The following is a 25,871-nucleotide window of genomic DNA, read 5'->3' as shown; positions in this document are numbered from 1 at the left end:
CTGGGCGATTGGGGGTGGGGTATTCTGCCGTTGGGAACGATTCGCCGCAACTTGTGTTGTTCAATTTGCCGTCCACGCCACCGCCACACCACCGCGTGAGCGCAGCCGTTGCAGACCCCAGCCCATCATGATGCGGGCATCCTCCCAGATGTACTTCGTCTTGGTGCCGAGCTGCACCAGAATCACCTCACGGCTGCCGCTGGCCGCACTTGAGATCAAACAACGTCCGCTGGCCACCGTGTAGCCGGTTTTCATGCCGTTGCACTCTGGCATCACGCCCAACAGCTCGTTGGTGCTCTCCAGCGTGACCGTGCGCCCGTCCGCCCGGTGGAAGGTGTAGTACTTCCGCCGCACCGCGTCGCGAATCACACCATTGCGATAGGCGGCCATCGCCACACGGGCCATGTCACGCGCGGTGGAATACTGCCCTCTGACGGTCAGCCCATGCGGATTGCAGAAGTGGGAATTTGTGGCCCCTAGCGAGCGCACCTTCGCGTTCATCTTGTCCGCAAAGGCGCCGATGCTGCCCGCATTGTCACGCGCCAGCACATTGGCCACGTCGTTACAGCTCTTCACCAGGAAGGCATACAGCAGCATACGCCGGGAATAGACCTCCCCAGGCTTCAACCCCAGGCGTGTCGGCTCCACCGCCACGTCCGATGCCTGCACGCGCACCATCTTGTCGAGATTTCCTGCATCCAGCACCACCAGCGCCGTCACTAGCTTCTGGGTGCTTGCCACTGCCCGCGCGGTTTCAAAATTGCGCCCAGCCAGGTGCTGGCCCGTACGCGCATCCAGCAGCAGATACGATGCCGCGCGAATCGAGGGACCAGACGTCGCCACCAGCATCGGCTGCTCCGGTAGCATCACCTGCATCATGTGAGGTGCACCATCGCTCTGTTCTGCCGCGCCGGGCTGGAGGTAAGTGGTGCCCGGTGCCACGGGAATCGCGCGCACCACTCCTTGGTTCGCACAACTCGCCAGCGACCACACGGCCGCTCCTGTCATCAAAAGCTGAATAAGTCTCATCATCGTAAAAGCAACGCAGCACCGGCTCGCAGTTTTCATGCCGATCAGACGGCCGGGCTTTGGGCATCTAGGCCACCACGCTCTTGTTGTCAAACCTTGCGCCCCTCGCTCCGCGCTCCATGATCGTCACCATGGCTCTCATCATCAACGGCGAACACATCGACGACGAAATAATCGAGGCGGAATTCCGCCAGATCAAAGGACACTTTGAACGCACCCTCCAGGTCGCCTGCTGCGAACGTGACCCCGAATTCCGCACCATGGCCAAGGACAACCTTGTCTCCCGGGCCATCCTCGGCCAGGAAAGCCGCCGCCGTTTCCCTGAAGTCGCCGAAGCGGATGTCACCGCCCGTTTGACCAAGCTCATCGACGACGCCGGTGGCGAAACGCAGTTCTACATGAATCTCGGCATGGCCGTCAAAGACGAGGCCCTCATCCGCGACAACGTCGCCGGTGGCGTGCGCCTTGACAAAACGCTCCAGGAAATCTACGCCCCGGAACCCGTGCCCACCGAGGCCGAGCTGCGGGCCTGCTACGAGGCCAATCTCAAGCACTACATGACCGAGGAGGAAATCAAAGCCTCCCACATCACCAAGAGCCTCCAGGGAGCCAAAAGCCGCCAGGAAGTCTATCAGGCCATGCGCGATGTCCGTTCCCAGCTCCTCGCCGGGGCCGATTTCGCCAAAATCGCCGAGGAACACCGCGCCGACGAGCAGCAGCAGATCGACCTCGGCTGGTTCAAGCGCGGCGAGTTCATGGAGGAGTTTGAAACCATCGCCTTCTCCATGGGCGAGAGCGAGATCAGCCCCGTCTTCAACACCCAGCTCGGCTTCCACGTCTGCACCGTCACCGGCCGCAAACCTTCGGTCGCTCGTCCTTTCGACGAGGTGAAGGAGGACGTGAAAATCCGCTTCCTTGAAGAGCACCGCGACAAAAAGTTCAACGCCTTCCTCGAAGAGCTCAAAGCCACCGCCAAGATCGAGGACACCGATCCTGAAGAAGGTGCCAACTGCGGCCATTGACCTGTTCCGTAGTCCCGGCTTCAGCCGGTCTTCCACAACCACCTCAAGGCGGGACTACAAAACCAACAACGAAGAACAGCGAACCAAGAACGGCTCCGTTCACATCTTCGACATCACCGGCACGGGCGTGCGAAACTCCTGCACCGGCTCCGGCAGCGAATCCATCGGTGGTGGGCCGGGAAAATTATCATCCACAAAGCGCCGCCAAGTATCCCGCGTCTTCTGCGAGATCATCCCCTGCACCGTGTCGCCGCACTTGCCGCAGATCATCACGCTGTGAAGAAGCGAGATCCCCTCGCACACGCCCGTGATCACAAAATCATCCATCCCCGGCGCGTTTCGCGGCGCATGGCACACCGCGCACGAGTCCAGCCCGCGGTCCAGTGTCACCTCCTCGTCCTGAAACTGCGCCAGCCGCTTCTTCGATTCCACGGAGAACTCCTCCATCATCATCGAGCGGCAGTGATCGCACAGCGCATACTCCATCACGCACTCGCCGCGCTTGTAAGCCTTCGAGATTTGGAACCCGCCGGGGAAATCCGGCAGCGACTCACCACAGCGCGTGCAGTGCTGAAACGGACGCTCCTCATACTCGCACCGCAGGTCGGGTGGAATCGGCGGCGGCTTCTGGAGATCGTGATCAGGCATCGGCTTGTTTGCAACAAAGCGTATCTCAGGCCAGTTTCACAGTCCAAACTCATGCGCTCCATCTTTTTCCTGTGCCTCCTCCTGTCTTCCGTCCTGCACGCGCAAAACGCCGACTGGATTCACTCCCGTGGCAATGAAGCCATGACCGGCACCTCGCCCGTCGAACTCAAATTCCCCCTCGAACTCGCCTGGCAGTTCAAGCTCATGGACAAACCCAAGGGCCAAAGTGAAATGCTTGTCTCCAGCGCCATCGTGCGTGCGGGCAAAGTCTATGCCGGCTGCAAAGACGGCAAATTCTTCTGCCTCGACCTCGCCACCGGCAAAGAAAAGTGGAAAGCCGAGGCCAAAGGCGCTTTCGACGGTGCCGCCGCTTTTGCAGGTGATCTCGTCGTCGCTGGCTGCCAGGACGGCTTCATCTATGCTTGGAACGCCGACACCGGCAAAGAAGTCTGGAAGTTTGAGACCCAGGCCGAAATTCATGCCGCCGCCAACGTCTGGACCGATCCCGAGACCAAGGCGCAGAAAATCATCATCGGCTCCTACGACTACAACGTGTACTGCCTCGACGCCAAGAACGGCAAAAAAGACTGGGCCGCTGAAACCGGCTACTACATCAACGGCGGCTCCGCCGTCGGCGACGGCAAGGTCGTCTTCGGCGGCTGCGACAGCGTCCTGCACGTCCACGACGTGAAGACTGGCAAAGAAGAAAAGCAGATCGAAGTCGGTGCCTACATCGGCAACAACGTCGCCATCGCCGACGGCGTCATCTACGTCAGCCATTATGGCAACCGCGTCGGCGCTTACAGTATCAGTGACGGCATGCAGGTCTGGGAATACGGCGTGCGCGAGTTCGAATACTACGCCGCCCCCGCCATCTGGGAAAAAGCCGTCTATGTCGGCGGCAGAGACAAACGTTTCCACGCCATCGACCGCGTCACCGGCAAGCAGCTCTGGGAATTCCGCGCCCGCGACCGCATCGACAGCAGCGCCGTCATCTGCGCCGGCAAAACCGCGATCTTCGGCAGCGACGACGGTTATGTGTACGCCCTCGACCTCGCCACCGGCAAAGAAGTCTGGCACAACGAACTCGGTGCCCCAGTAAAGACCTCCCCCGCCATCGCCGGTGACTACATCATCGTCGGCGCGGATGATGGCGTGCTGTATGCGTTCAAGAATGGGAAGTGAATCATATGACGGACACCCATGTTCGTCAGGGAACACGCTATTCTCACTCCCGGCACAAAAAACTCAAAACGATAAACCAATTACAAGCATGCCATACAAACTGAATGAAGCTCAATACAAGGCAGTTGTAGCATTAAGCGACGCTGAAAGATGCTCACATTTTATCGGCAAAGTCGCCGATTCCGAATTCCTTTGGGGTGTTCGCAACGATGATGGATGGCTGGTGCCAGTCACACCTGACAAGCTCGAGTATTTCCCAGTCTGGCCACATTCAGAATACGCCCAGAAGATTGCCGACAAACATTTCCCCGGACATGTGGCGACAGAAATTGAACTGGATGATTTCATGGGAGAATTGTTACCAAGACTGCAACATGACGGGGCCAAAGTAGCGGTTTTCCCAAACGAAGAATGGAATCTATGGATCACCGAGCCATCCGATCTTCGTGAGGCATTGGCAGATGAGATTTCTAAATTTGAGTAACGCCCAATCACTGCTCCGCGAACGACGACACGTTTGAATTGCCATCCCCACCTTGCATCCCCACCTCCCACCGCTAAAAAGAAAAAAGCGCGGATCATCTCCGGCACAGCCGGCAGCCTTCCGCCAGAAGTTGCCGATTGAAGCCATGCAGCACCCGGCGCTATTGAATCCATGCCCGCGCTTTACACCCCACCCTTCACGATCACGCCCAAGGCGCTCGACCTTGTCGTGCAGGTCAGCGAGGCGCTGGGACGCTTGAGCGCGCAGGCTCCGACGGCGATGACGCCGAAACTGCGACGAAGCCGACGGCTGCGCACCATCCATTCCTCCCTCGCCATCGAAAACAACTCGCTGTCCCTGGAGCAGGTGACAGCCGTGATCGAAGGCAAGCGAGTGCTCGGTCCGGCCAAGGACATCCAGGAAGTGCGCAACGCCTTCGCCGCCTATGAGGCGCTGGATGCCTGGAACCCCGCCTCGGCCAAAGACCTCCTCGCGGCGCATCACCTGCTCATGCAAAGCCTCGTGGATCATCCGGGGCGCTTCCGCTCCGGCGGCGTGGGCATCGTGAAGGGTTCCAAGCTCGTGCATGTGGCGCCGCCTGCGGAGCGCGTGCCGGGATTGATGCAGGATCTGCTCGGCTGGCTGAAACGGAAGGTGGAGCATCCCTTGATCGCGAGCTGCGTGTTCCATTACGAACTGGAGTTCATTCATCCCTTTGCCGATGGCAACGGTCGCATCGGACGACTGTGGCAAACGCTCATCCTGAGCCGCTGGAAGCCCGAACTGGCCTTCCTCCCCGTGGAAAGCGTGATCCGCGAGCGACAGGCGGAGTATTACGCCGCGCTCGCGGCATCAGACAAAGCCGGCCAGTCCACGATCTTCATCGAATTCCTGCTCTCCGCCCTCCTCCAGGCCATTCATGAGGTGGCGGCCACCGACCAAGTGGGCGATCAAGTCAGCGACCAAGTCAAAGCCCTGCTCAAATGCCTGGCCAAACAGCCGCTCACCGCCCTGGCCTGCATGAAAAAGCTCGGTCTGGCCCATCGTCCGACCTTCCGTAAAAACTACCTGCAACCCGCGCTCGCCGCCGGCCTGATCGAACGCACCCTGCCAGACAAGCCCAACAGCAGCCTGCAAAAATACCGCCGCACCTCCAAAGCCTGAGTCGCTTGATGAGGAAGACAGGAACCAGATTCATTCATTTCCTGCCTTCCTGCTTTCCTCATTCAAACCTCCGGCAAGAAACCTTGAACCCCGAACCTTGCCCAGCTAAAGGAAACGGGTGCGCATCATCTCCGGCACAGCAGGCGGGCTTGCACTCGAAGTCCCGAAAACCGTCACACGACCCACGCAGGATCGTGTGCGGCAGGCTGTGTTCTCGATGCTCGGCGAACTCGTTCCTGGCGCGCATGTGCTCGATCTTTTCGCCGGCACGGGCGCCATCGCCCTCGAATGCCTGAGCCGTGGAGCCACGTCTGCCTTGATGGTGGATGAAAACAAAGGGGCTTGCGACGTGATCCGCCGCAACATCGCCAAAACCAAGCTCGCCGGTGCCACCGTGCGCCAAAGCGATGTCTTCCGCCTGCTGCCGCTGCTGCAACGCGACGGCAAGCAGTTCGATCTCATCTTCGCCGACCCGCCCTACACGCATTGCGATGCGGACACGGATTTCGTCGCGAAACTGCTCGCCGATGAGGCTCTTCCCGCGCTGCTGCATGCGGAGAGCCACCTCATTCTCGAAAGTCACCACTTCAACCGCGAAACAAAAAACTGGCCCGGCTGGGAGGTGCTGACCGACCGCAATTACGGTTCCACCCGCATCGTCTGGCTGCGAAAACTTCCGCATGGCATCGAAAGCGCTTAGCCTCATCCTCTACAATCTGGCGCTGCCCTTCGGTCTCGCCTTCATGCTGCCAAGCGCCTTCATCAAGATGCGCCGCCGCAATGGCCGCTGGCGTGATCTCGCCCAGCGCCTCGGCTGGCACAGCAAGAAGACGCAAAAAGCCATCGCCGCCCTGCCGCAGCATGAGCGCTTCTGGGTGCACGCCGTGAGTGTTGGTGAAGTCGGTGTCGCCAAAAAACTGATCACCCGGCTGCTGCAAACGGATGCCTATCTGGGCATCGTGCTCAGCACCACGACTCCCACCGGTCATGCGCTCGCAGTGGAGCTTGCGGCACAACATCTTGGCCGGGTGGTCGCCATTTACAGCCCCGTCGATCTCCCTGGCATCGGTCGCCTTATGCTGGAGATCATCCAGCCCACACAGCTCGTGCTCGTGGAGGCCGAAGTATGGCCCAACCTGACCTCCGCCGCTGAACGCCTCGGCATTCCCGTCTCCTTGGTCAACGCACGGCTCTCCCCGCGCTCCGAACGCCGCTATCGCAAGTTCCGCTGGCTTGTGGAGCCCATCTTCCGCCTGCTGCATCAAGTCCTCGTGCAGGAAGAGTCCGACATCACCCGCTGGCAGGGTCTCGGAGTCGAACGCGACCGCATCCATCTCGCCGGCAGCATCAAGTACGATCCCGATGGAGCCATCGTGCTCCCTGTGAAAATCGACGCCCTGCACGCTGTGCTCACCCAGGTCGGCATTTCGCCCCAGCAACCCATCCTCCTCGCCGCCAGCACGCACGCTGGCGAAGAAATCGAACTCGCCCGCGTCTTCCAACACCTGCGCGAAAAAATCCATGATCTCGCGCTGCTGATCGTGCCGCGTCACGTCGAACGTCGTGCCGAAATCACCGCAGCGCTCAACACCATCGGCATCACCCCTGCCCTGCGCAGCGATTCCCTCTCCCGCGTCGATCCAAACGCTCCCGTCTTCCTCATCGACACCACCGGCGAACTCGCCGCCTGGCAGCATCTCGCCACACTCGTCGTCGTCGGCAAAAGTTTCCTTGCCGAAGGCGGCCAAAACCCCGCCGAGGCTGCGCTGGCACAAAAGCCCGTCCTCTTCGGCCCGCACATGGAGAACTTCACACCGCTCGTCGATCTCCTGTTAAAGCACGGCGGCGCTCAACAGGTCGCTGACTTCAAGGAACTCACCTCCGCCTGCCTCACACTGCTGCAAAACAAACCAAAAGCCTTTCACATGGCGCACGCAGGCCACAAGGCCCTGCAAATCCACCAAGGCGCGACGCAACGCAGTGTCGAACGCCTGCTTGAGCAGAAATAAAAGACTGCCGATCAACCCAACAGCGACTGCGGATACTCACCCGCGTCGATCAACTTGCGAATGCTGGCGACGACTTCGGCCTTGTCCTCGGGATAGGTGACACCGAACCACTTGCCGGTGGTTTCGAGTACGCGGACCTCAGCCTTGCCTGCGTGAATGAGAGCATCGACTTCGGCAGGCACATAGCACTCTGACTTGAGTTCGTTGCCGCGCTTCGTGAGGAATTCGGCGAAGGCCTGGCGCAGATGGTCGAAGATGTCCGGCGTGAAGCCAAAGAAGTTCATCGACACGACTTCGTCACCCGTGAGCGGCACGTAAGCACCCTCCACCTCGCGGTTCTCCGCACCGTGGCCATGTTTGAAGATCTTTGTCATCTCCGTGACCGTCACGAGCATGCCGTTCGCATCGCGTTTGCAGACGCCACGTGACACGCTGCCGTGTTCCGAGAGCGTGTTCTTCAAATAGAAGCCCACCATCGACCAGTGGCTCTTGCCGTCTTTCGAGCGCGGCTGAGTGAGATCAGCGGCGATCTTTTTGAAGGCGTCCTGGCCGTAGAAGTCGTCGGCATTGATCATGAGGAAAGGCTCGTTCACCACATTCGCGGCAGCGAGCAGCGCATGCGCCGTGCCCCAGGGCTTGGTGCGGCCTTCCGGCAGGGAGAAACCGGCGGGCAGGTCGTTTAAATCCTGAAACGCGTAATCCACGGCGATACGACCCTCGAACTTGGAGCCAATCTGCGTGCGGAACAGCTCCTCGAAGTCGCGGCGGATGACGAACACCACCTTGCCGAAACCGGCACGGATCGCGTCGAACACCGAGTAATCCAGCACCACTTCACCCGAAGGCCCCATCGCATCAAGTTGCTTGAGACCGCCGTAACGGCTGCCCATGCCGGCAGCGAGGATGAGAAGTGTGGGTTTCATGGGTAAAATCGGGCTGCATCCATGGGAGCGGTCCGCCGATGCGTCAAGAGACAGAGAACACAGACTTGTGCTCTGCCACCGCCTCGGCTTACATCCGTGACACATGCTTCCAGACATCACGAAACTCATCCAGCTTCAGGAACGCGATCAACGCATCCGCGCGCTGCAAAAAGATCTCAAAGACATCCCCAACCTGCAAGCCAGGGCAAAAACGCAGCTCGCCGGTGATCAGGCCGCCGTCGAGGCCGCGAATCTGGCGATGAAGGAAGTCGAGGTGAAGATCAAGAGCATCCAGCTCGATGTGCAAACACGCCAGCTTTCGATCAAGCGCCTGCACGACCAGCAGTTCGAGACGCGCAAAAACGACGAGTTCGCCGCCCTCGGCCATGAGATCAAACGTTACGAGGCGGAAGTCACCAAACTCGAAGACGGTGAGCTCGACCAGATGGAGGCGCTCGAAACCGCCAAGGCCAAACTCAAGGAAGCCCAGGCCAAACTGGCCGAGACACAGAAGCGTGTGACCGAGGAAATCAAGAACCTCGACGAACGTGCGGTGGGCGTGAAGAAGCGCCTCGAAGACCTCAACGCCGAGCGCGCCACCCTCGCCGCGCCCATCGACCCGGACGCGCTTGATCTCTACACGCGCATCTTCATCAAGAAAGGCGATGCAGCCATCGTGCCGATGGAAAACGCCATGTGCGGCGGCTGCCACATGAAGGTGGTGGTCGGCGTGATCCAATCACTGAAACAGTCCGAGTCGCTCACGCAGTGCGAAGCCTGTGGCCGCATTCTTTACTTGGTGGAGTAGGAGAGGGATCATCCTGATCCCTTCAGGAAAAGGGGAACAAGATGTTCCCCTTCCTCAGGCCAACAACTTCTCGATCACCTTGCCGTGGACGTCCGTCAGGCGGAAATCGCGGCCTTGGAATTTGAAGGTCAGTTTTTCATGCTCCAGCCCGAGCAGATGGAGGATGGTGGCATGCAGATCATGCACATGCGCTGGATCTTCAGCCACGCCGAAGCCCAGTTCGTCCGTTTTGCCGAGCGTTTGCCCCGCCTTCACGCCACCACCAGCAAACCACATCGTGAACGCGTCGATGTGGTGATTGCGGCCGGTCTTGTCGCGATTCTCACCCATCGGCGTGCGGCCAAACTCACCGCCCCAGATGACCAGCGTCTCCTCCAGCAGGCCACGTGACTTCAAATCGCGGATCAACGCCGCGCAGGCCTGATCGACATCTTTGACGACCTTCGGAAAATCATCCTCCAGCGTCTCGCCTTTGCCACCGTGATTGTCCCAGCTCGTGTGATAGAGCTGCACGAAACGTGTGCCGCGTTCGACGAGACGCCGTGCGAGAAGGCAGTTGCGCGCAAACGACGGTTGCGAGGGATCAATGCCGTAAAGGTCGAGCGTCGCCTTCGATTCACCACGCAGATCAATCAGCTCCGGCGCGCTGCTCTGCATGCGCCAGGCCATTTCATAGGCGTTGATGCGCGTTTGAATCTCCTCGTCACCCGTTTCGACGAGTCGGGCGAGATTCAGCTCGCGTGCCGTGTCGATCACCCGCCGCTGACTCGCCGCGCTGTAGCTCGCGGGCGTGGAGAGATTTAAAATCGGCTCACCGGTGCCACGCAACGGCACGCCTTGATACGTTGTGGGCAAAAACCCGCTGCCCCACAGCACCGCGCCACCACGAGGACCGCGTGGGCCGCTTTGCAGCACGACAAAGCCCGGCAGGTCGCTCGACTCACTGCCGATGCCATACGTGGCCCACGCGCCCATCGACGGCCGCCCGAACTGGCCGCTGCCCGTGTTCATGAACAGCTTCGCTGGCGCATGATTGAAGAGCTCCGTTTTGCAGGTGGTGACGATGCTGATGTCATCCACGACGCCGGAGGTATAGGGCAGCATGTCGCTCACCCAGGAACCGCTCTGGCCATGTTGTTTGAAGCTGCGCCGTGTGCCGAGCAGGTTGAAACCGTTGCTGCTGCCCATGAAGGCGAAGCGTTTCCCTTCGATGTAGCTCTGCGGGATCGGCTGGGCGTTCAATTCGATGAGCTTCGGCTTGTAGTCGAACAGTTCGAGCTGTGATGGTCCGCCCGCCATGAACAGGTAGATCACATTCTTCGCCCGTGGCGTGACATGTGTCTTTTTCATCACTCCCGGCCCCGCAGAGGCCGCCGCGCTGGCCGCGCTCAATCCCCGCTCAGCCATCATCGAGGCCAGCGCCACCGAGCCGATCCCCATGCCACACTGGCTGAAGAAATGGCGTCGCGTGAGGTCGCGCAGGCGGCTGTCGTTCTGAGGAATCATCACACGGGCTTACGAAGCCGCTGACGGTCATGTTTCAAACGATCAAACCGTCACCCCGAGCGCTGCCAGCGTCTTGAGAACGACCGGGTCTCCGGGTTTCAGTTTCTCGCGCTCCGCAAACAACACCCGCGTCACCTTCTGATAGCCGGGCAGCTTGCCCGTGCGGCGCTGGGCCAGCAGACGCACGTAGCGCACGGAGCGGTCGATGAGCTTGTTGTTGCTGGGCTTCACATAGGTCATGAGATTGTCCAGGTAACGGCCCAGCCGGCCCATGACGAGCGTGGAATGGATGTTGATGAGCATCTTGAGCATCAGATGAGCGTGAAACTCATGCACGCCCGCGAGATTGATCCGCTCACACAAACCATCGAACTCCCAGACCATCTCCCCCGCCCCGCCACCGATGCGGAAAGGCAGATGTTCAGCGTTCTGCGTGCGGATTTGTCGGCGAGCGCTCAGTTGCGCGGAGAAGTCGTAGCAGGCCAGCACCTCCGCCCCGGCGACGTGCCGCACATCCGGCCACTCCAGCGTGCGTGGAGCACGATGCAGCAGCGCCTTCCAGGCCACATGCGCCTCCGGCTGTTCCGGCATGATGAAATGGCACCACGAGGCGGACGCGGCAGGATCGTCCTGTTTTTCAAACGCAGCCAGACTGAAGGTCGGGGCCCGTTCGGTGGTGTCCGTGACGACGGTGATGCCAAAACGCGCGCTTTCATACAACACGAACGCACCGCGCTCATACACCGCCGCCTCGTGCTCGATGAACGGCACGAGAAACTGGCCGTCGCAATGCGCCACATGACGCAGGAGTTGCAACACCTCCGCAGGCGCTTGTTCTGGATCACGCTGGTGCATGAAGGCGAAGCCGATCGCCGCCATGAGCACCGTGCTGGCCTGCATGCGGGTGCTGCCTGCCACCGCCATCGCCCCGACGGCGAGGTTCAGTTTGCGAATCTTTTTGCTTTGAATCACACGTTTGGACCGCTCGGCGGCTTTGATGAGCTGATCGTCAGGATTGCAATACAGGAACCACGGGTGGTTGGCGGACAGTTCGGCAGCACGTTCAGTGGCCCCGATGACGAAGGGTGTTTCGCCACCTTCGGTCGATGAAATCAGCAAGTCACCCGCGGCAAATCCCAGTTCTTCAAGCTGCCGCGCACCGTATTCGGGATGATCCTCGAAGGTTTCGATGGCTTTGATCAAGGCGAGATCGCCTCCGGCCATGAAAGCCACGACACGCTCCGGGTCCGGCGCAGGCAGCACCCCCATGCGGCAAAAAATCTCGATGCTGAGCGAGAGACGGCCCGTGGCACCGCAGCCGCAGAGAAACACACGATGGTCGGCATCAAACGTGGCAGCCACGGCGCGGGCAAGGTCCGCCAACGGCGCGGCCTTGGCCTGCATCTGCCGCAATGCATGTATATCGACCTGATGCATCAGTTTGACCGCCTCTCCCACATCCTCCCGGGCCATCTGGGAAAGGGACAAGGTGAAGGGGTGCTGGGACTCCGTGTCCAGCGCGCCGAGCTGATAGTCGGAAGCGACACGGAGGAATTCGTCAGCGGCGTTCATGCAAGGGATTCGACCGGCGTGGCAGAACGGATGTTCAGTTGTGACACTTTCCCATCTTGCACGCTGCGCGGTACGTTTCACTATGCACACAAACTCGCATGATGGAATTCGCATTGTTCAGGCTGCCCGACGGACGGGCGTGGCTGGGAGAAGGCCCCTTCACCGCGCTGGCCGCCGCGCCGGCCGCGGGAGGTGCCTTCTACATCAATGACTTCGATCTGAGCGATCCCAAGCCCTGGAAAGTGCCTGCCAAACTGCACGCCATCACGGCGGAAAGCCTGGCTAAAACGATTCATCTCAACGGAGCCGCCACACCGCAGATTCACTGGGCCAAACCGGCCACCGAATGGTTCAAGATGGCCTTCCGGCGCATCCGCCGCGAGGTGCTGGCCAAACGCATCGAAAAGATGGTGCCCGTGCTCACCGAGTCCGGCACTTTGACCTCGGGCGACCCCAGACGTCTGCTGGACGCCATCATGAAGGCCCCTGAAAACATGTGGGGTTACGCTCATGTGAAAGACTCCGGCGGCTTCCTGGGCGCGACGCCAGAACTGCTGTTCACCGCGAAAGGACATGATCTTGAAACGATGGCGCTGGCCGGAACCGCGAAGCCAGGCAATCAGGACGCCTTCCTCACGGATGTGAAAGAGATCGAGGAGCATGAAATCGTCGTGCGCTACCTCGCCGACCGACTGCAAACCCTTGGCAAAGTGACCCGCCTGCCGCGCTCGCTCTGCCAGACCTCCGGTCTCGTGCATTTCCAATCAAAGCTCAGCGTGAAAATGCGCGAGACCGCCGATCCTGCGCAATTGGTGCCGCTGCTGCACCCCACACCTGCCGTCGGCTGCCTGCCACGTGATGACGCGTCACTCGCGAAGCTGCGTGAGTATCGCCAGCAGTTGAAGGTGCCAGGATTTTTCGGTGCTCCCTTCGGGTTCATTGAAAGCGACGGCACCACCCACATCATTGTTGCCATCCGCGGCATCTGCTGGGAAGGCGACAAGATCAGCCTCCCGTCTGGCTGCGGTATCGTGGGCGGCAGTGCGTTTGATCACGAATGGCGTGAATTGCGGTTGAAACGCGAGGCCGTCCTGCGTCTGCTGGCACTGCATTCATGACCCAGTCCCAGCTCATCCAACAAACTCTGAGCACACTCGCCCACTTCGGTGTGCGCGAGGTCTGCGTCGCCGCTGGCGCACGCAATGCGCCACTGGTCGCCTCTTTGCTGGCAAGCCAGGGGCTGAAGGTGTGGAATTTCTTCGAGGAGCGCAGCGCAGCGTTTTTTGCGTTGGGCCGCATCATGGCGGATCGCCAGCCCGTGGCGGTCGTGACTACCAGCGGCACCGCTGCCGCGGAACTGCTGCCAGCGGTGATCGAGGCGCACTACCAGGCTCTGCCCCTGTTCCTGCTGACCGCAGACCGCCCGAAGAGCTACCGTGGCAGCGGCGCGCCGCAGGCCATTGAGCAGCATGGTTTGTTTGGCGTGTATGCACAAACTCTCGGCGACTGGGACGCCACGGATGATCCGCTGGGGATGTATGAGACACGGAATGATCGTCCCCGGCATCTGAACGTATGCCTGGATGAGCCCTTGGAAACGAATGCTCCAGGCATTGATTTTTCTGGCGCGCGTGTGTCGCAGACTGCGGCGGCTGGAAGCCCCTGCTCCTTGCAGTGTGACCTGGTGCTCGCCTCAGGCATGCATCCTGAAGATGCGGCGGAAGCAGCGCCATTGCTTGCCAAACTCGGCGTCCCAATCATCGCGGAGGCCACCTCAAATCTGCATGGCTTCCGCGATCTGCTGCCGCTGTTGACTCCAGGCGGCGAGCGAGCGCTGCAATCCGCCCGCCCCGCGCATGTGCTGCGTCTCGGCGCGGTGCCCTCGTGGCGTTGGTGGCGGGATTTGGAGTCGCAGCCTAGAATTCACGTCACCAACATCACGCGGACTGGCTTCAGCGGTCTGGCGCGGACGGAGAATGTGACAACGATGCCTTGGGAGGCATTGCATGGCGCCCAATGCTCAAAACACGGCGATTCGTGCGGCATCCTGAAATTTGAACCCGATCTCGACAAGTTTGCCGGTTCAGAACCGGGATGGGTGAGAAAGATCGCGGATGTCATTCCCGCAGGCTCACGGGTGTTTCTCGGCAACAGCCTGCCGATTCGTGAATTCAATCTGGCGCTGCAAACTTCGAAGCCCGGCGTGAAGTTCTTCGCAAATCGCGGTGCCAACGGCATCGACGGGCTGGTTTCGACCTTTCTCGGCACCAGTGCGGTTCACCACGGCGAATGCTGGCTGATTCTCGGCGATCTGAGCGCGCTGTATGATCTCGCCGCGCCGTGGATCATCGCGCAGATGGATCATCCGAAGCTGCGTATCGTAATCATCAACAACGGCGGCGGCAAAATTTTCTCCCGCGTGGCCAGCATGCGCGCGCTGCCGGATGCAGCCCGCAGCGTGATCGAAAATCGCCACTCGATGAGCTTTGAGCCATGGGCGCAGATGTGGGGCATGGAATACCTGCAAACCGATGATGCCCTCGATTTGGAAGACCTGCTACCGATGCCGATCGTGATCGAAATCCGGCCCGATCCGCTGCAAACGGAGGCTTTTTGGAAGGACTGGCAGCGTCCCGTGATCAGGCCACGATAAAATCGCGGAACGCGTCGATGATCACGACAACGGAGCAGGCTCCAGCATCCGGAAAACCGATGCAGGCCTCGCCGAGGGTCTTCGCACGGCCAAACTTGGCGATCATAGCCTTGCTGGCTTCTTTGCCAGCATCTGTGGCCGCTGCGACTGCGGTAATCGCCTCGGGCAATGATTGAGTCGCCACTTCAGCGGCTTTGTTCGCGGCAGGTTCCATCGCATCCACGCAGGTCTTGTCGCCAATGGCGGCACCGCCGCGCTGTTTCACGCCATCCACGCCCGCTTTGAGGAAAACAGCGAGCCCGGCGGCATCGAAGGCATCTTTGCCATTCAAAGCCTTGCCGCCGTTGCGGAAGAAGGTGCCAAAGATCGCGCCGCTGGCGCCGCCCATGCTGCTCATCATCGCCATGCCGACGGTGGCGAAGGCTTTCTCGATACTTTCCACATCACCGGCGTTGAGTTTTTCAATCGCGGCTCTCATGCCACGCTCCATGCCCATGCCGTGGTCGCCATCACCGAGATCACGGTCGGCTTGGGACAGCATTGGCTCCGCGGCGATGATGCGCTCGCACGCGAGGATGAGCATGGCTTTGACTTCGTCTTTGGAGAGGGTGGCTTTGGGCATGGGGCAGCGATTGTTGGCGCATTGGCCGCGAAGTCAAATGCGAAGCCCAAATGACAGCCCCTCACGCTTCCGCGCGCTTGTCCGCATTGCGCAGCCGGTCTGCCATGCCTTTCATGACGTGGAGGGCGAACTGCGGCATCTCATCGACCATGTAGAGGAAATGGTGACGGTTCACGGGCACCAGCTTGCAATCGGATTTGGCGATGGCATCAGCAGCGCGGGCGGAATCCTCGATGAGCGAGATTTCACCAAAGAAACCTTCGGGACCGACGGTCTCGACGACAGTCCCGTTAATGATGATGTCCACCTCGCCGCTTTGAACGACGAACATCTCCCCTGAATCGTCGCCGGCGTTAAAGATCGCTGCTCCTTGGACAAAGGAGCGGATGTTGACGGGGCTGGCAAAGATTTCGGGGAGTTTCATGGCCTTGATGATTTAGAGCTTGGTGTAGCCCACGCTCTCGCAGGGCATGTCCCAGAGTTTTTTCAGCTCGGCGTCGAGCTTGGTGATGCTGAAGCTCACACCGGCCATTTCCTGGCAGGTGACGATGTTATCAACGATGGTCTGGTGGATTTTAATGCCGCGCTTTTCGAGGATCGGCTTCGCACCGCGCAGCAGGATGAGCAGCTCCATCATGTGCGTGGATCCCAGACTGTTGACGAAGAAGACGATTTCATCACCAGAATTGAGCGCCAGATCATCAGCAAACAGCAAGTCGAGAATTTTGGCGGCGAGTTCATCAGCGCTGCACATTGGGATCAAGCCCACGCCCTTTTCGCCGTGAATGCCCATGCCCAGGCCGATCACATCGTCAGCGAGTTCGAAGGTCGGCTTGCCGGTGGCGGGGATGCTGCCTGGCTTGGTTGAGACACCGACAGTGCGCGTGTTGTCGCAGGCTTTTTGAGCGATGCGGGCGAGTTCATCGAGTGAATCGACGATCTGGGCGGCGGCACCGGCGATCTTGGTGATCGGCACAAGCCCGGCGACTCCGCGACGCTTGTGCTTCTCCGCTGGCGGAGCGGAGCAGACATCGTCGGCGATGATGACGGTTTTCACGGTGATGCCTTCTTCCGCAGCGAGTTCCGCGCCAATGTCGAAGTTCATCACATCACCGGCATAGTTACCGTAGAGGAACAGCACGCCTTTGCCACGGTTCACGGCCTGCGCGGCTTCGAGCACGATGTCAGGAGGCGGAGCGGCGAAGATTTCGCCCACGGCAGCACCATCAGCCATGCCTTTGCCAACGAGGCCATGATAAATCGGCTCATGACCCGCGCCACCACCCACCAACAGCGCTGGAGCATCCGGGCGCAGATCGTTCATCACGATGGAACGCGTGCCGACACGACGTGCCTTGCCATCATAGGCCAGCACGAGGCCTTCAAAGAGCTCGTCGGCGCATTTGAGCGGGTTGTTGATGATCTTCTTGGCAGGGTTGGCTTGGCTCATGGTCGGGGCGTGGGGGTTGGAAAAGGAGCGCCAGTTTTACGGCGTGAGCCGAGGCTGTCAAAGCACGTTTCACCGCCCGGCCACCGAGCTGTCCGGCATCTGGAAGGCATTTTCGATGATGTGGACATGCGGCAGCTCACCCTCGGTGAGAATGACCTCGGCGATGTCGAAACGGAACTTGATGCGCGGATTGCCGAGCAGACGCATCCAGTCCATGGCCCCGCGTTGAATGAGTCGCTGCTTGTCAGGGCCAACAGCATCGGCGGGACGACCGAAGGCGGTGCTGGTGCGGGTTTTGACCTCAACAAACGTCAGCACATCGCGATGGCGGGCCACGATGTCCACCTCACCACGATTGACGCCACGGTAGTTGCGATGGAGCACACGGCGGTCATGCGAAGCCAGCCAGCGGGCGGCAATCCATTCGCCCATGCGGCCGATTTCAGGACGATCCATTTTTCGACCGGCAAGACGGCGACGAAACAATGACAGGGGTTGAGCATGCATCCAAAGCGCCGCCTCTCGCACACGAGCATCACCTGTCGCCCGCCGCCGCAGCCAGCGCCACAAGCTTTCGGGGCGGAAGGTACGGTGCTTCATGCCGGGTCGAGTTTAAGCTGTGCCACAGGCCTGAAGCTGCGACGGTGATGTGGACACGGCCCATGCTTCTTCAAAGCGGCGAGATGAGCGGGCGTGGGGTAGCCTTTGTGAATCTCAAAGCCATACTCAGGATGCTGCTGCGCCATCGCGACCATGATGCGATCACGCGTGACTTTCGCGATGATGCTGGCGGCGGCGATGGAGTAGCTGAGGCTGTCACCTTTGACCAGGGCGACGTGGTGCAGCGGGAAGCGTTTCACCGGCTTGCCATCAATGAGCGCGGCATCAGGCGCTGGATTCAACCCAAGTGCGGCACGGCGCATGCCCTCCCAAGTGGCCTGGAGGATGTTGATGCGGTCGATTTCATCGGGTTCGATGCTCACGCAATGCCACTGGATGCGTGCATCGCCGGTGATCTCGCCATACAGCCGCTCGCGCTTCGATTCGCTGAGCTGCTTCGAGTCGTTGAGCACGGCATGGGTGAAGTCATCCGGCAGAACCACCGCCGCCACACACACCGGCCCGGCCAGTGGCCCGCGCCCAGCTTCATCAATGCCCGCAACGATGCGGAAACCCGAGGCTCTCAGCGTGTTCTCGTGGTCGAGCGTTGGCATGGGAAAGGGCGGAATGAACTGCCAACGAACTCACGGTTTCACCTCGAAGGGCAGCGTGACTTGGGCAGGAGCACCGGTTTCCGGTGCCTGCCAGCGCAGGACTTCGGTCCCAGGCTTGTCGGGATCGTTGGCCAGGATGTAAACGCGGAATTGCAACGAGGCCTTGCTGCCCTCCGGCACGGGCACCGGTTTGATCTTCAGCGTGATTTCGTTGTGCCTGTTGACGAGGCCGCCGATGAGAACTTGCTGGTCCAAAGCATCCTGCACAGGCTCGTAATCGATGCCGTTCATGCTGATGGTCGTTTCGTAACCGAGGGTCTGCAGCTTGTAGCCGGCCTTGTGATCCGGCACACGACACAGCGGCGGCGGCGGCGGCATGCTGCCGGGCGGTGTGTATTCGGGCAAATCGAGAAAGTCAGGCCGTTTGCCTGCTTGCAGCTCCTTGAGCACCTCAGGGGCATTTTCCAGGCGGGTGATGCGATTGCTGTCGTACTTCCACTCACCGTTCTCGCGATAGAATTTCAGCTTGAGGATGTTGTCGCGAACCAGTTCCTGATCCTGGCCCATATTGATCTTGCCAAAGTAAACCAGATGCGCCGTCAATCCCACCTCCTGCACTTCGAGCAGGCGCAGGCCCGCCAGCGCCGGCGGCTGCACCTCGGAAGCAAACACGGCGTCTGGAAACTTCCGCCGTTCACTCACCACCAGATTGCGGATCACTGTCTGGCGATAGCGTGTGATGGTCGCCGCCCATGCCTGCGCATCCTTGCGAATCATCGCCTCACGCCACCTCAAATAGACCTTTTCCAAAGTGGCATGCAGCTCGGCATCACTGGTCTGGCCAGATAATGGAGAAGGATGATGAAACAGGCTGAAGCCAAGGAACAGCAGGAAGATCTGGCGCATGACGTGGGAGATGAAGGTGCCAAAGAAGTCCACGTTTTAGGCGAAAACAACCATTGATCACCATTTTAAGACTCGCATCAGGGGAAAATCGCCTTGATAGTTTTGTTCCGACCAGAAAACCATTTGCCCGTTTTGGCGATTCTGGTAAACGTCAAACTTTCCTCACCCCCAAAACATGGAGTCATTCAGCGAAGGCCAGCCACGCACACCCCCGATCGACCGAAATCGGGAGCTGCTGAAGACCGCCCGCGAAGAAATCTATAAGAGTGTCGGAGGAGTGAATCTCTCCGCCTACATCTGGGAACCCGAGATGGACAAGGCTCCTTCGTATCCCAAATCAGTGGCTGCCTTCTTCTTCAGCAGTGGTTGGGACAACGGCCAGGTGGCGCAGTTCGCCCCGCATTGCGTTTATTTTGCCTCTCGCGGCATGACGACGATCTGCTTCGACTACCGCGTTGCAACCCGCCACAGCACAGGTCCGGTCGAAGCCATGGCCGATGCCCGTTCCGCCATCCGTTGGATTCGGATGAACGCCGTCGAGCTTGGCATCAACCCTGGCAAGATCGTCGGCGTCGGTGGTTCCGGTGGTGGTCACGCCATTGCCTCCGCGGCCATTCTCAACGGCTTCGACGATCCTTCCGACGCGCTCGACTGCAGCCCCGCACCGAACGCCATAGTGCTCTTCAATCCGGTGATGGACACGTATTCGAAGCATGCCTTCGGACGCGACCGCTGGCCGGACCAGGCCACCAGCAAGGCCGCCGACCTCATCCGTGGCATCAAGCCCGGCCTGCCGCCGATGCTTCTCATGCACGGCACCGCCGACCGCGTGGTGCCCTTCGGCGGCTCCTACGAGTTCGCCCGTAAATCGAGCAAGAAGAAGAATCTCTGCCGTTTGATCGAGTTCGAAGGCCAGGGCCACGGCTTCTTCAATTTCAATCTCTCCTTCGAGATGTACGAAGCCACCCTCATGGCGATGGACGAACTGTTCGTCGAACTCGGTTTCCTCGAACCCGACCCCAACGCCGGGCTGGGCAAAGTGGAATAGGCGCCCATCGGCTGATTCAGCACTCTGGCGTGAAGATTTTCAGTGGTTCGGCAACGCCTTTGACACTCGCCATGCCAGCATCACGCAGCCGCACGGCATCTCCCGCCGCCTTGCGGGTTTCCTCGGACACAATGATGTCAAACTCGTAGTCTTTGGTCAGTTGCTCCAGACGTGAGGCCAGATTCACCGTCGAGCCGATCGCAGTATAATCCTGACGGTGTGAAGCCCCCATCGTGCCCACCACCGCCATGCCCGTGTGAATGCCGATGCCCATGCGCAGCGCCGGGCGCCCCACCAAACCATGGGCGTGATTCAATGCGTCCAGACGCTCCAGCATCTCCATCGCACAGCGCACCGCCCGCGCGGCATGATCCGGCTGCGGGAGCGGAGCACCGAAATAAATCATGAGCCCGTCACCGAGGTATTTGTCCAAGGTTCCACCATGCTTGAACACCACGGCCACCATCTCCTCGAAGTAAGCGTTCAGCAGTGGCACAATCTGCGAGGCCTCCAGACGTTCGGCCATTGAGGTGAAGCTGCGCAAATCGGTGAACAGCACGGTCAAAAGCCGGTCCTGCCCTGCCGCCAGTCCCGCCTCGGATTCCGTGATCTGCCGAGCCACCTCCGGTGAAAAATACCGCCCCAGCCGTTCGCGTTGCTCCTGTTCCACCGACAGCCGTTCCACCATCTGAATGCGGATGCGCTGCTGGCTGTGGCAGACGATCATCGCGAGTGCCAGCAGCACCACGCCGCCTGTCATTCCCAGCGGCGACTCTTGCGCATGCCATTGCAGGCTGACGGACAGCACCGTCGCCAGAAGCCATGAACCAAACAACACCACTCGCCCCAGTGACAAGGCGGACATCATCAACAAGCAGACAAACGCCGCCAGCGTCCAGTTCGCCACCGCACGATCCCCTTGCACACCAGACATGCTCAGCCACTGAATCAAAAAGGCCGTAGGCATGTCCAGCAGCGGCACCGCCAGCGCCGTTCTGCGTGCTGCTTTGTCCGAATGCCTGCCGATGCGCCAGAGCAGAAAAGCCAGTCCGGTGGCAATGACAACACCCGTCTGCACACGTTCGCCCGTCACATCCGCCGTGTATTGCGGCACCAGAGTATGAATGAGCAGCAGCACCGAAATCGTCGCCAGACGCAGCACATTGATCAGGCGGGCGTTCGACACGCGTGCCTCGTTCAGGGCATGTAACATGAGATCCTTCATCAGCAATAGAGGAGGGCGCAGAATAGCCGCCCTCCATCGGAAAATGCCAGCCCTCATCTCAGTTCCTTTTCGATTCCTCTGATGACAGCTCCGCCTCATCGTGCTCGTTTGCCAGTTCCGCACTTTTTCTCGACAATTCCCCGCCCCCGCACGTTCTTTCACCACCCTATGCACCAGCCGCTCGCCGCCCTCCTCTTTGGACTCGTCTTCTCCACCACCCTTTCCGCCGCCACATGGCCCCAGGACAGCAGCGATCTCAAAGCCGACCCGAAAGCCCAGTACGGCACGCTCGAAAACGGGCTGCGCTACATCATCCTCCCGCATGACGAACCGCCCGGTCGTGCCAGCATCCGCCTTTACATGGATGTGGGTTCTTTGATGGAGCAGGACGATCAGCAGGGCATGGCCCACTACCTCGAACACATGGCCTTCAATGGCTCCCGTCACTTCAAGGGCGGCGAAATGGTCGAATACTTTCAGCGCCTCGGTATGGGATTTGGTGCGGATACCAACGCGCACACCTCCTTCAAAGAAACCGTGTACATGCTCGAACTGCCCAAGGTGGAGCCGAAGCTCATCACCGAAGGTGTGCAGCTCTTCCGTGATTATCTTGATGGCATGTTGCTCGGCGAAGCCGAGATCGACAAAGAGCGCGGCATCATCCTCAGCGAGAAACTCAGCCGCGACTCCATCGAGTACCGCACAATGATCGAAGGCTACAAATTCGCACTGCCTGAATCCATCCTGCCGCACCGCATGCCCATCGGCACGGAGGAGACGATCAAGACGATGAAGCGTCCGCGCTTCGTCGATTTCTACAAAACGTATTACACACCGAAGCGCGCCACCATCGTCGCCGTGGGCGATTTCAAAGACACCGCCGCCGTCAAAGCGGAGATCGAAAAGCAGTTCGCCGATGCCAAACCGAGTCGTGACGATTCCAAGGATCCGAATCTGGGCAAGATCACCTCCGGCTACGGCATCGTGGCCAAACTGCACACCGAAATGCAGGCCGAGGCGCTCACCCTTTCCGTCGAAATCCCGCGCTCTGCCAAAAACAAGCCCGACAGCGCCGCCACACGTCGTGAGAAGACCATTCGTGACCTCGCCGACATGATGATCAACCAGCGCCTCTCAAAACTCGCCAAGGCAGAAGGCGCTCCGTTCATCGGTGCGGAAAGCTACAGTTACGAGTATCTCGAATTCGTCAGCATCAATGGTATCCAGGCCCAGTGTGACCCGAAAAACTGGCAGGCCACGCTCACACTGCTCGAAACCGAACTCCGCCGCGCCATCGAGCACGGTTTCACCGATGCTGAATTCCAGGAGGCCCAAGCCACCCTGCTGAAAAGCGCCAAACTCCGCGCCGATCAGGCCGACAGCCGTAAATCGCGCGATCTCGCCAGCGGCATCGTCAGCGTCCTGGCCTCAAAAAAAGTCTTCACTCATCCCGCCGACGATCTCGCCCGCATTTCGACCGTTCTCGCCGGTTTGAAGAAGGAAGACAGCCACGCTGCGCTCGTTGAAGATTGGAAGGGTGATGACATCCAGCTCTTCCTCGGTGGCAATTTGAAGCTCGAAGGCGATGCCGGGAAGCAGATCATCGCCACGTTCAAGGACAGCCGCGCCAAGCCCGTGGCACCACCTGCCAAGGAGGAAACCGCCGCCTTCGCTTACACCGACTTCGGCCCTGCGGGCAAGGTCGCGAATCGCACCGAGGCCAAGGATCTCGAAATCACCCAGGCTGTGTTTGAAAACAACGTACGCTTCAACCACAAGCGCACCGAGTTCGAAAAAGGTACCATCCGCGTGCTCATCAACTTCGGTGGAGGCAAGCTGTCAGCTCCTGCGGACAAGCCCGGCATCATTCCTTTCGCGCAAAGCACCTTCCAGCTTGGCGGACTCGAAAAGCACGGTGTCGATGATATCCGCCGCATCTTCGCCAGCCGCACGGTTGGCAGTGATTTCACTGTCGGCGACGAAGCCTTCCTCCTCAGCGGACGCACCACGCCTGCCGACCTTGAGGCGCAGCTTCAACTGCTCACCGCCTATCTCACCGCCCCCGGTTATCGCGACGAGGCAGCACGCCAGTTCGAAAAGAACATCGACCCGATGTACACGCAGCTTCAGCACACTGCCGAGGGCGTCATGAACAACGAAGTCGTCGCCTTCATGCACTCCGGCGATACGCGCTGGGGTTTCCCGAAGATGGAGGAACTCAGGAAGCGCAACCTTGCCGAGCTCAAGGAATGGCTCACATCGGCCCTGAAGGAGGATTACCTCGAAATCAGCGTGCTCGGTGATGTCGATGCCGACGCCGCGCTCAACGCCGTGGCCAAAACGCTCGGTGCTCTGCCCAAACGCGCGGCCAAGAAGCCCGCGTATGAAAAAGAACGCGCCGTCGCCTTCCCCAAACCGGAAGCGAGCAAGCAGTTCCCCTTTGAAACCGAGATTCCAAAAGCCATCGCCACGATCTACTGGCCCACCACGGACATGAGCAACATCCAACGCAGCCGTCGCCTCACCTTGCTCGGCTCCATCCTCGATGACCGCCTGCGCATCAAGGTGCGCGAGGAGCTGGGCGACACCTACAGCCCCGCCTGCTACCACGTCGGCAGCGACTCCTTCACCGGCTACGGCTACATGACCACGATGATTGAGTGCAAACCCGAGCTGGCCGGTTCGCTGACCAAGCTCGTCATCGATATCGGCGACAAGCTCGCCGCTGGTCCCATCACCGACGATGAATTCGATCGCGCCATCAAACCCATGCTCGCCCAGCTTGAGCAGATGCGCCGTGACAACCGCTACTGGTCCATGAACGTCCTGCGCTGCTCCCAGGAGCACCCTGAACGCCTCGACTGGGCGCGCACCTTCGTCAGTGACTTCTCCGGCATCAAAAAGGAAGAGATCGAAGCCCTCGCCAAGGAATACCTCGGTGCGAAACGCGCCGTGACCGCCGGCATCATTCCGCTGGAGAAGAAGTAGCCGTCAAACGCCGCTTCAACTCCCGCACCTCACCGCTCACATCTGCCGCCAGCAGAAACGCGGACACCACCACGACGCGCTTCGCTCCAGCGTCGATGATTTCATCCAATCGCACTGCATTCACGCCGCCGATGCAGAAAATCGGCAGCGTCACGCGGCGATGTACCTCCGCGATGTCATTCAAACCAATCGGCACATAGTCCGGCTTCGTTCCTGTGGCATACAACGGTCCAAAGCCGATGTAATCCGCCCCTTCCGCCTGCGCCGCGACGGCTTGGGCCATGCTGTGCGTTGATTTGCCGACAAAACACGTCGGACCGACCACCGCACGTGCTTTGGCGACCACATCGTCATCCTGACCGACGTGAACGCCCTCGCTGCCAATAACGGCGGCCACATCGAGATGATCGTTGATCACCAACGGCACAGCATGCTCGCGTGTGATCGGGAGCATGAGTCGAGCCAGGCGTTCGACCTCGTTGGGCGCTAGCTTTTTGGCGCGGAGTTGCAGCACATCGACCCCTCCCATGCAAAGCTGCGCGGTCATGTGTTCCACCTTATCTGGCGTCAGATAACCGAGATCAACGATGCCATAAAGCCTTGCTTCCTGAATGCGTTTCATGCGTGTTATCTGATGAGGTGTGATGATGACTCGTGCAAGCCTGAGAAAGCATTCGTTCGGTTGCGAATCTCAACAGGCTTGGATGGAGCATCCGCATACCGCTCCAGAACGCGGTCTTGCCGCAGCAGTCGCAACCGAGACATTCCATAGGCGGACCACTTCACTGACACGAAACCAGAGCGGCTTTTGAAAACCGCGCTCCAGGGGGTCAAATCATGCCGAGCTTCATCTTGCCCTCGACGCTGATCATGCCCTGGTTCCAGGCGGGATCCCAGACGAGCTCGACGGCGGCGGCGTCCATGTCCTCGATGGTCATGATGCGGCTCTGCGCGTCTGCGGCGATGGTGGGACCCATGCCGCAACCGGGAGCGGTGAGGGTCATCTTGACCAACGCCCTGTTCTTGCCTTCGGCATCGGCTTCGACCTTGCAGTCATAGACGAGTCCGAGATCGACGATGTTGACTGGAATTTCGGGGTCATAGACGTTCTTGAGCTGGTTCCAGACCTGGCCTTCGAGATCGCTGACATCGGCGGGGATGTTGGAGGAGGTGCCGTCCAGTTCCTTCTTGGCGGCCTCGGGATCAATGCCGAGCGCATCGACATCCTTGGATTGAATGCGGGCGAGGCCGAAGTCTGTGGCGACGGTGTAGGTGCCGCCGAGGGATTGCGTGATGATGATCTTCATGCCGAGCGGCAGCTTGATGAGATCGCCGCTGGGGATTTGGACGGCTTCGACTTCGCGTTTGAGTTCGAGGGAGGAGTGCATGGGGGGCTAAGGGCTAAGAGCGGAGGG

25 protein-coding genes are annotated in these 25,871 nt (G+C 60.0%); 11 read left to right on the top strand and 14 right to left on the bottom strand.

Translation table 11 applies throughout. From position 1 onward, the window contains the following. Nucleotides 1-60: 60 nt before the first annotated feature. On the bottom strand, nt 61-1,008 hold the full coding sequence (locus tag U1A53_RS19145; RefSeq protein WP_322283459.1) for a D-alanyl-D-alanine carboxypeptidase family protein: 948 nt from the start codon (nt 1,006-1,008) through the stop codon (nt 61-63). 152 nt (nt 1,009-1,160) lie between these two features. Between U1A53_RS19145 and U1A53_RS19140 the strand changes: the two genes are divergently transcribed. Beyond that, nucleotides 1,161-2,051, top strand: coding sequence for a peptidyl-prolyl cis-trans isomerase (locus U1A53_RS19140; RefSeq protein WP_322283458.1), 891 nt, complete (start codon nt 1,161-1,163; stop codon nt 2,049-2,051). A 99-nt stretch (nt 2,052-2,150) separates the two neighbouring features. Here U1A53_RS19140 and U1A53_RS19135 read toward each other — a convergent pair whose 3' ends face one another. After that, nucleotides 2,151-2,699, bottom strand: coding sequence for a hypothetical protein (locus U1A53_RS19135; protein WP_322283457.1), 549 nt, complete (start codon nt 2,697-2,699; stop codon nt 2,151-2,153). Between the two features lie 51 nt (nt 2,700-2,750). On the opposite strand from U1A53_RS19135, the gene U1A53_RS19130 reads away from it, so the two are divergent. From U1A53_RS19130 to U1A53_RS19110, 5 genes are all read left to right on the top strand, one after another. Then, on the top strand, nt 2,751-3,884 hold the full coding sequence (locus tag U1A53_RS19130) for a PQQ-binding-like beta-propeller repeat protein (protein ID WP_322283456.1): 1,134 nt from the start codon (nt 2,751-2,753) through the stop codon (nt 3,882-3,884). Nucleotides 3,885-3,972: 88 nt separating this feature from the next. Beyond that, entirely contained in the window at nt 3,973-4,368 is a 396-nt protein-coding gene (locus U1A53_RS19125) for a DUF2750 domain-containing protein (protein ID WP_322283455.1), read from the top strand. Between the two features lie 171 nt (nt 4,369-4,539). Then, on the top strand, nt 4,540-5,532 hold the full coding sequence (locus U1A53_RS19120) for a Fic family protein (RefSeq protein WP_322283454.1): 993 nt from the start codon (nt 4,540-4,542) through the stop codon (nt 5,530-5,532). A gap of 118 nt (nt 5,533-5,650) precedes the next feature. Beyond that, nucleotides 5,651-6,232 (top strand): 16S rRNA (guanine(966)-N(2))-methyltransferase RsmD, encoded by a 582-nt coding sequence (gene rsmD, locus U1A53_RS19115; protein ID WP_322283453.1) that lies wholly within the window; start codon nt 5,651-5,653, stop codon nt 6,230-6,232. Beyond that, on the top strand, nt 6,213-7,541 hold the full coding sequence (locus U1A53_RS19110) for a glycosyltransferase N-terminal domain-containing protein (protein WP_322283452.1): 1,329 nt from the start codon (nt 6,213-6,215) through the stop codon (nt 7,539-7,541). Before rsmD ends, U1A53_RS19110 begins: the two co-directional genes overlap by 20 nt. A gap of 11 nt (nt 7,542-7,552) precedes the next feature. Here the strand turns inward: U1A53_RS19110 and U1A53_RS19105 are convergent, their stop codons facing one another. Next, nucleotides 7,553-8,464, bottom strand: a complete 912-nt coding sequence (locus tag U1A53_RS19105) for a sugar phosphate nucleotidyltransferase (protein ID WP_322283451.1) — start codon at nt 8,462-8,464, stop codon at nt 7,553-7,555. 103 nt (nt 8,465-8,567) lie between these two features. Between U1A53_RS19105 and U1A53_RS19100 the strand changes: the two genes are divergently transcribed. Then, nucleotides 8,568-9,272 (top strand): C4-type zinc ribbon domain-containing protein, encoded by a 705-nt coding sequence (locus U1A53_RS19100; RefSeq protein ID WP_322283450.1) that lies wholly within the window; start codon nt 8,568-8,570, stop codon nt 9,270-9,272. Between the two features lie 54 nt (nt 9,273-9,326). Here the strand turns inward: U1A53_RS19100 and U1A53_RS19095 are convergent, their stop codons facing one another. Together U1A53_RS19095 and U1A53_RS19090 are read right to left on the bottom strand one after the other, a co-directional pair. Beyond that, nucleotides 9,327-10,778 carry a DUF1501 domain-containing protein gene (locus U1A53_RS19095; RefSeq protein WP_322283449.1) on the bottom strand — a complete coding sequence of 484 codons (1,452 nt, stop codon included), beginning with the start codon at nt 10,776-10,778 and terminating at the stop codon, nt 9,327-9,329. A gap of 42 nt (nt 10,779-10,820) precedes the next feature. Next, nucleotides 10,821-12,350 (bottom strand): SIS domain-containing protein, encoded by a 1,530-nt coding sequence (locus tag U1A53_RS19090; protein WP_322283448.1) that lies wholly within the window; start codon nt 12,348-12,350, stop codon nt 10,821-10,823. 98 nt (nt 12,351-12,448) lie between these two features. Between U1A53_RS19090 and U1A53_RS19085 the strand changes: the two genes are divergently transcribed. Next, on the top strand, nt 12,449-13,468 hold the full coding sequence (locus tag U1A53_RS19085; protein WP_322283447.1) for a chorismate-binding protein: 1,020 nt from the start codon (nt 12,449-12,451) through the stop codon (nt 13,466-13,468). Continuing rightward, nucleotides 13,465-15,003, top strand: coding sequence for a 2-succinyl-5-enolpyruvyl-6-hydroxy-3-cyclohexene-1-carboxylic-acid synthase (gene menD / locus U1A53_RS19080; protein ID WP_322283446.1), 1,539 nt, complete (start codon nt 13,465-13,467; stop codon nt 15,001-15,003). Before U1A53_RS19085 ends, menD begins: the two co-directional genes overlap by 4 nt. Here the strand turns inward: menD and dhaL are convergent. The 6 genes from dhaL to U1A53_RS19050 form a co-directional block, all read right to left on the bottom strand. Further along, the gene (gene dhaL / locus U1A53_RS19075; protein WP_322283445.1) at nt 14,990-15,625 is read right to left on the bottom strand and encodes a dihydroxyacetone kinase subunit DhaL; all 636 of its coding nucleotides are present in this window, start codon (nt 15,623-15,625) and stop codon (nt 14,990-14,992) included. The two genes, menD and dhaL, sit on opposite strands and share 14 nt — an antisense overlap. 61 nt (nt 15,626-15,686) lie before the next feature. Then, complete coding sequence (locus U1A53_RS19070; RefSeq protein ID WP_322283444.1) at nt 15,687-16,049, bottom strand: Crp/Fnr family transcriptional regulator; 363 nt, start codon at nt 16,047-16,049, stop codon at nt 15,687-15,689. A gap of 12 nt (nt 16,050-16,061) precedes the next feature. Next, nucleotides 16,062-17,075: a dihydroxyacetone kinase subunit DhaK gene (locus U1A53_RS19065; RefSeq protein ID WP_322283443.1), complete on the bottom strand. Its 1,014-nt coding sequence runs from the start codon at nt 17,073-17,075 to the stop codon at nt 16,062-16,064. Nucleotides 17,076-17,144: 69 nt separating this feature from the next. Then, nucleotides 17,145-17,675: a YraN family protein gene (locus U1A53_RS19060; RefSeq protein WP_322283442.1), complete on the bottom strand. Its 531-nt coding sequence runs from the start codon at nt 17,673-17,675 to the stop codon at nt 17,145-17,147. Further along, nucleotides 17,672-18,289, bottom strand: coding sequence for a ribonuclease HII (locus U1A53_RS19055; RefSeq protein WP_322283441.1), 618 nt, complete (start codon nt 18,287-18,289; stop codon nt 17,672-17,674). The genes U1A53_RS19060 and U1A53_RS19055 overlap by 4 nt, the downstream gene beginning before the upstream one ends. Before the next feature lie 30 nt (nt 18,290-18,319). After that, the gene (locus U1A53_RS19050; protein ID WP_322283440.1) at nt 18,320-19,195 is read right to left on the bottom strand and encodes a hypothetical protein; all 876 of its coding nucleotides are present in this window, start codon (nt 19,193-19,195) and stop codon (nt 18,320-18,322) included. A 175-nt stretch (nt 19,196-19,370) separates the two neighbouring features. On the opposite strand from U1A53_RS19050, the gene U1A53_RS19045 reads away from it, so the two are divergent. Further along, complete coding sequence (locus U1A53_RS19045) at nt 19,371-20,243, top strand: alpha/beta hydrolase (protein ID WP_322283439.1); 873 nt, start codon at nt 19,371-19,373, stop codon at nt 20,241-20,243. Between the two features lie 16 nt (nt 20,244-20,259). On the opposite strand, the gene U1A53_RS19040 is transcribed toward U1A53_RS19045, so the two are convergent. Then, complete coding sequence (locus U1A53_RS19040) at nt 20,260-21,456, bottom strand: adenylate/guanylate cyclase domain-containing protein (protein ID WP_322283438.1); 1,197 nt, start codon at nt 21,454-21,456, stop codon at nt 20,260-20,262. Between the two features lie 180 nt (nt 21,457-21,636). Between U1A53_RS19040 and U1A53_RS19035 the strand changes: the two genes are divergently transcribed. After that, nucleotides 21,637-24,456 (top strand): insulinase family protein, encoded by a 2,820-nt coding sequence (locus tag U1A53_RS19035; RefSeq protein ID WP_322283437.1) that lies wholly within the window; start codon nt 21,637-21,639, stop codon nt 24,454-24,456. Here the strand turns inward: U1A53_RS19035 and thiE are convergent. After that, on the bottom strand, nt 24,434-25,078 hold the full coding sequence (gene thiE, locus U1A53_RS19030; protein ID WP_322283436.1) for a thiamine phosphate synthase: 645 nt from the start codon (nt 25,076-25,078) through the stop codon (nt 24,434-24,436). The genes U1A53_RS19035 and thiE overlap by 23 nt on opposite strands. Before the next feature lie 208 nt (nt 25,079-25,286). Next, complete coding sequence (gene sufT, locus U1A53_RS19025) at nt 25,287-25,844, bottom strand: putative Fe-S cluster assembly protein SufT (protein ID WP_322283435.1); 558 nt, start codon at nt 25,842-25,844, stop codon at nt 25,287-25,289. Between the last annotated feature and the right edge of the window lie 27 nt (nt 25,845-25,871).

This window comes from Prosthecobacter sp. (assembly GCF_034366625.1).
In the GTDB taxonomy this organism is placed as follows: domain Bacteria; phylum Verrucomicrobiota; class Verrucomicrobiia; order Verrucomicrobiales; family Verrucomicrobiaceae; genus Prosthecobacter.
Note: the sequence above shows the minus strand (reverse complement) of the source record. Positions and strands in the feature narration are given on the sequence as shown.

Bases quoted from the DNA above. Each gene is read 5' to 3' on its own strand.
- U1A53_RS19035 (WP_322283437.1), top strand. From the start codon at position 21,637: ATGCACCAGCCGCTCGCCGCCCTCCTCTTTGGACTCGTCTTCTCCACC.
- U1A53_RS19120 (WP_322283454.1), top strand. From the start codon at position 4,540: ATGCCCGCGCTTTACACCCCACCCTTCACGATCACGCCCAAGGCGCTC.
- U1A53_RS19130 (WP_322283456.1), top strand. From the start codon at position 2,751: ATGCGCTCCATCTTTTTCCTGTGCCTCCTCCTGTCTTCCGTCCTGCAC.
- menD (WP_322283446.1), top strand. From the start codon at position 13,465: ATGACCCAGTCCCAGCTCATCCAACAAACTCTGAGCACACTCGCCCAC.
- dhaL (WP_322283445.1), bottom strand. From the start codon at position 15,625: ATGCCCAAAGCCACCCTCTCCAAAGACGAAGTCAAAGCCATGCTCATC.
- U1A53_RS19125 (WP_322283455.1), top strand. From the start codon at position 3,973: ATGCCATACAAACTGAATGAAGCTCAATACAAGGCAGTTGTAGCATTA.
- U1A53_RS19040 (WP_322283438.1), bottom strand. From the start codon at position 21,456: ATGTTACATGCCCTGAACGAGGCACGCGTGTCGAACGCCCGCCTGATC.
- sufT (WP_322283435.1), bottom strand. From the start codon at position 25,844: ATGCACTCCTCCCTCGAACTCAAACGCGAAGTCGAAGCCGTCCAAATC.
- U1A53_RS19050 (WP_322283440.1), bottom strand. From the start codon at position 19,195: ATGCGCCAGATCTTCCTGCTGTTCCTTGGCTTCAGCCTGTTTCATCAT.
- U1A53_RS19145 (WP_322283459.1), bottom strand. From the start codon at position 1,008: ATGACAGGAGCGGCCGTGTGGTCGCTGGCGAGTTGTGCGAACCAAGGA.
- U1A53_RS19060 (WP_322283442.1), bottom strand. From the start codon at position 17,675: ATGAAGCACCGTACCTTCCGCCCCGAAAGCTTGTGGCGCTGGCTGCGG.
- U1A53_RS19100 (WP_322283450.1), top strand. From the start codon at position 8,568: ATGCTTCCAGACATCACGAAACTCATCCAGCTTCAGGAACGCGATCAA.
- U1A53_RS19085 (WP_322283447.1), top strand. From the start codon at position 12,449: ATGATGGAATTCGCATTGTTCAGGCTGCCCGACGGACGGGCGTGGCTG.
- U1A53_RS19135 (WP_322283457.1), bottom strand. From the start codon at position 2,699: ATGCCTGATCACGATCTCCAGAAGCCGCCGCCGATTCCACCCGACCTG.
- U1A53_RS19045 (WP_322283439.1), top strand. From the start codon at position 19,371: ATGGAGTCATTCAGCGAAGGCCAGCCACGCACACCCCCGATCGACCGA.
- U1A53_RS19055 (WP_322283441.1), bottom strand. From the start codon at position 18,289: ATGCCAACGCTCGACCACGAGAACACGCTGAGAGCCTCGGGTTTCCGC.
- U1A53_RS19090 (WP_322283448.1), bottom strand. From the start codon at position 12,350: ATGAACGCCGCTGACGAATTCCTCCGTGTCGCTTCCGACTATCAGCTC.
- thiE (WP_322283436.1), bottom strand. From the start codon at position 25,078: ATGAAACGCATTCAGGAAGCAAGGCTTTATGGCATCGTTGATCTCGGT.
- U1A53_RS19065 (WP_322283443.1), bottom strand. From the start codon at position 17,075: ATGAGCCAAGCCAACCCTGCCAAGAAGATCATCAACAACCCGCTCAAA.
- U1A53_RS19070 (WP_322283444.1), bottom strand. From the start codon at position 16,049: ATGAAACTCCCCGAAATCTTTGCCAGCCCCGTCAACATCCGCTCCTTT.
- U1A53_RS19095 (WP_322283449.1), bottom strand. From the start codon at position 10,778: ATGATTCCTCAGAACGACAGCCGCCTGCGCGACCTCACGCGACGCCAT.
- U1A53_RS19110 (WP_322283452.1), top strand. From the start codon at position 6,213: ATGGCATCGAAAGCGCTTAGCCTCATCCTCTACAATCTGGCGCTGCCC.
- U1A53_RS19140 (WP_322283458.1), top strand. From the start codon at position 1,161: ATGGCTCTCATCATCAACGGCGAACACATCGACGACGAAATAATCGAG.
- U1A53_RS19105 (WP_322283451.1), bottom strand. From the start codon at position 8,464: ATGAAACCCACACTTCTCATCCTCGCTGCCGGCATGGGCAGCCGTTAC.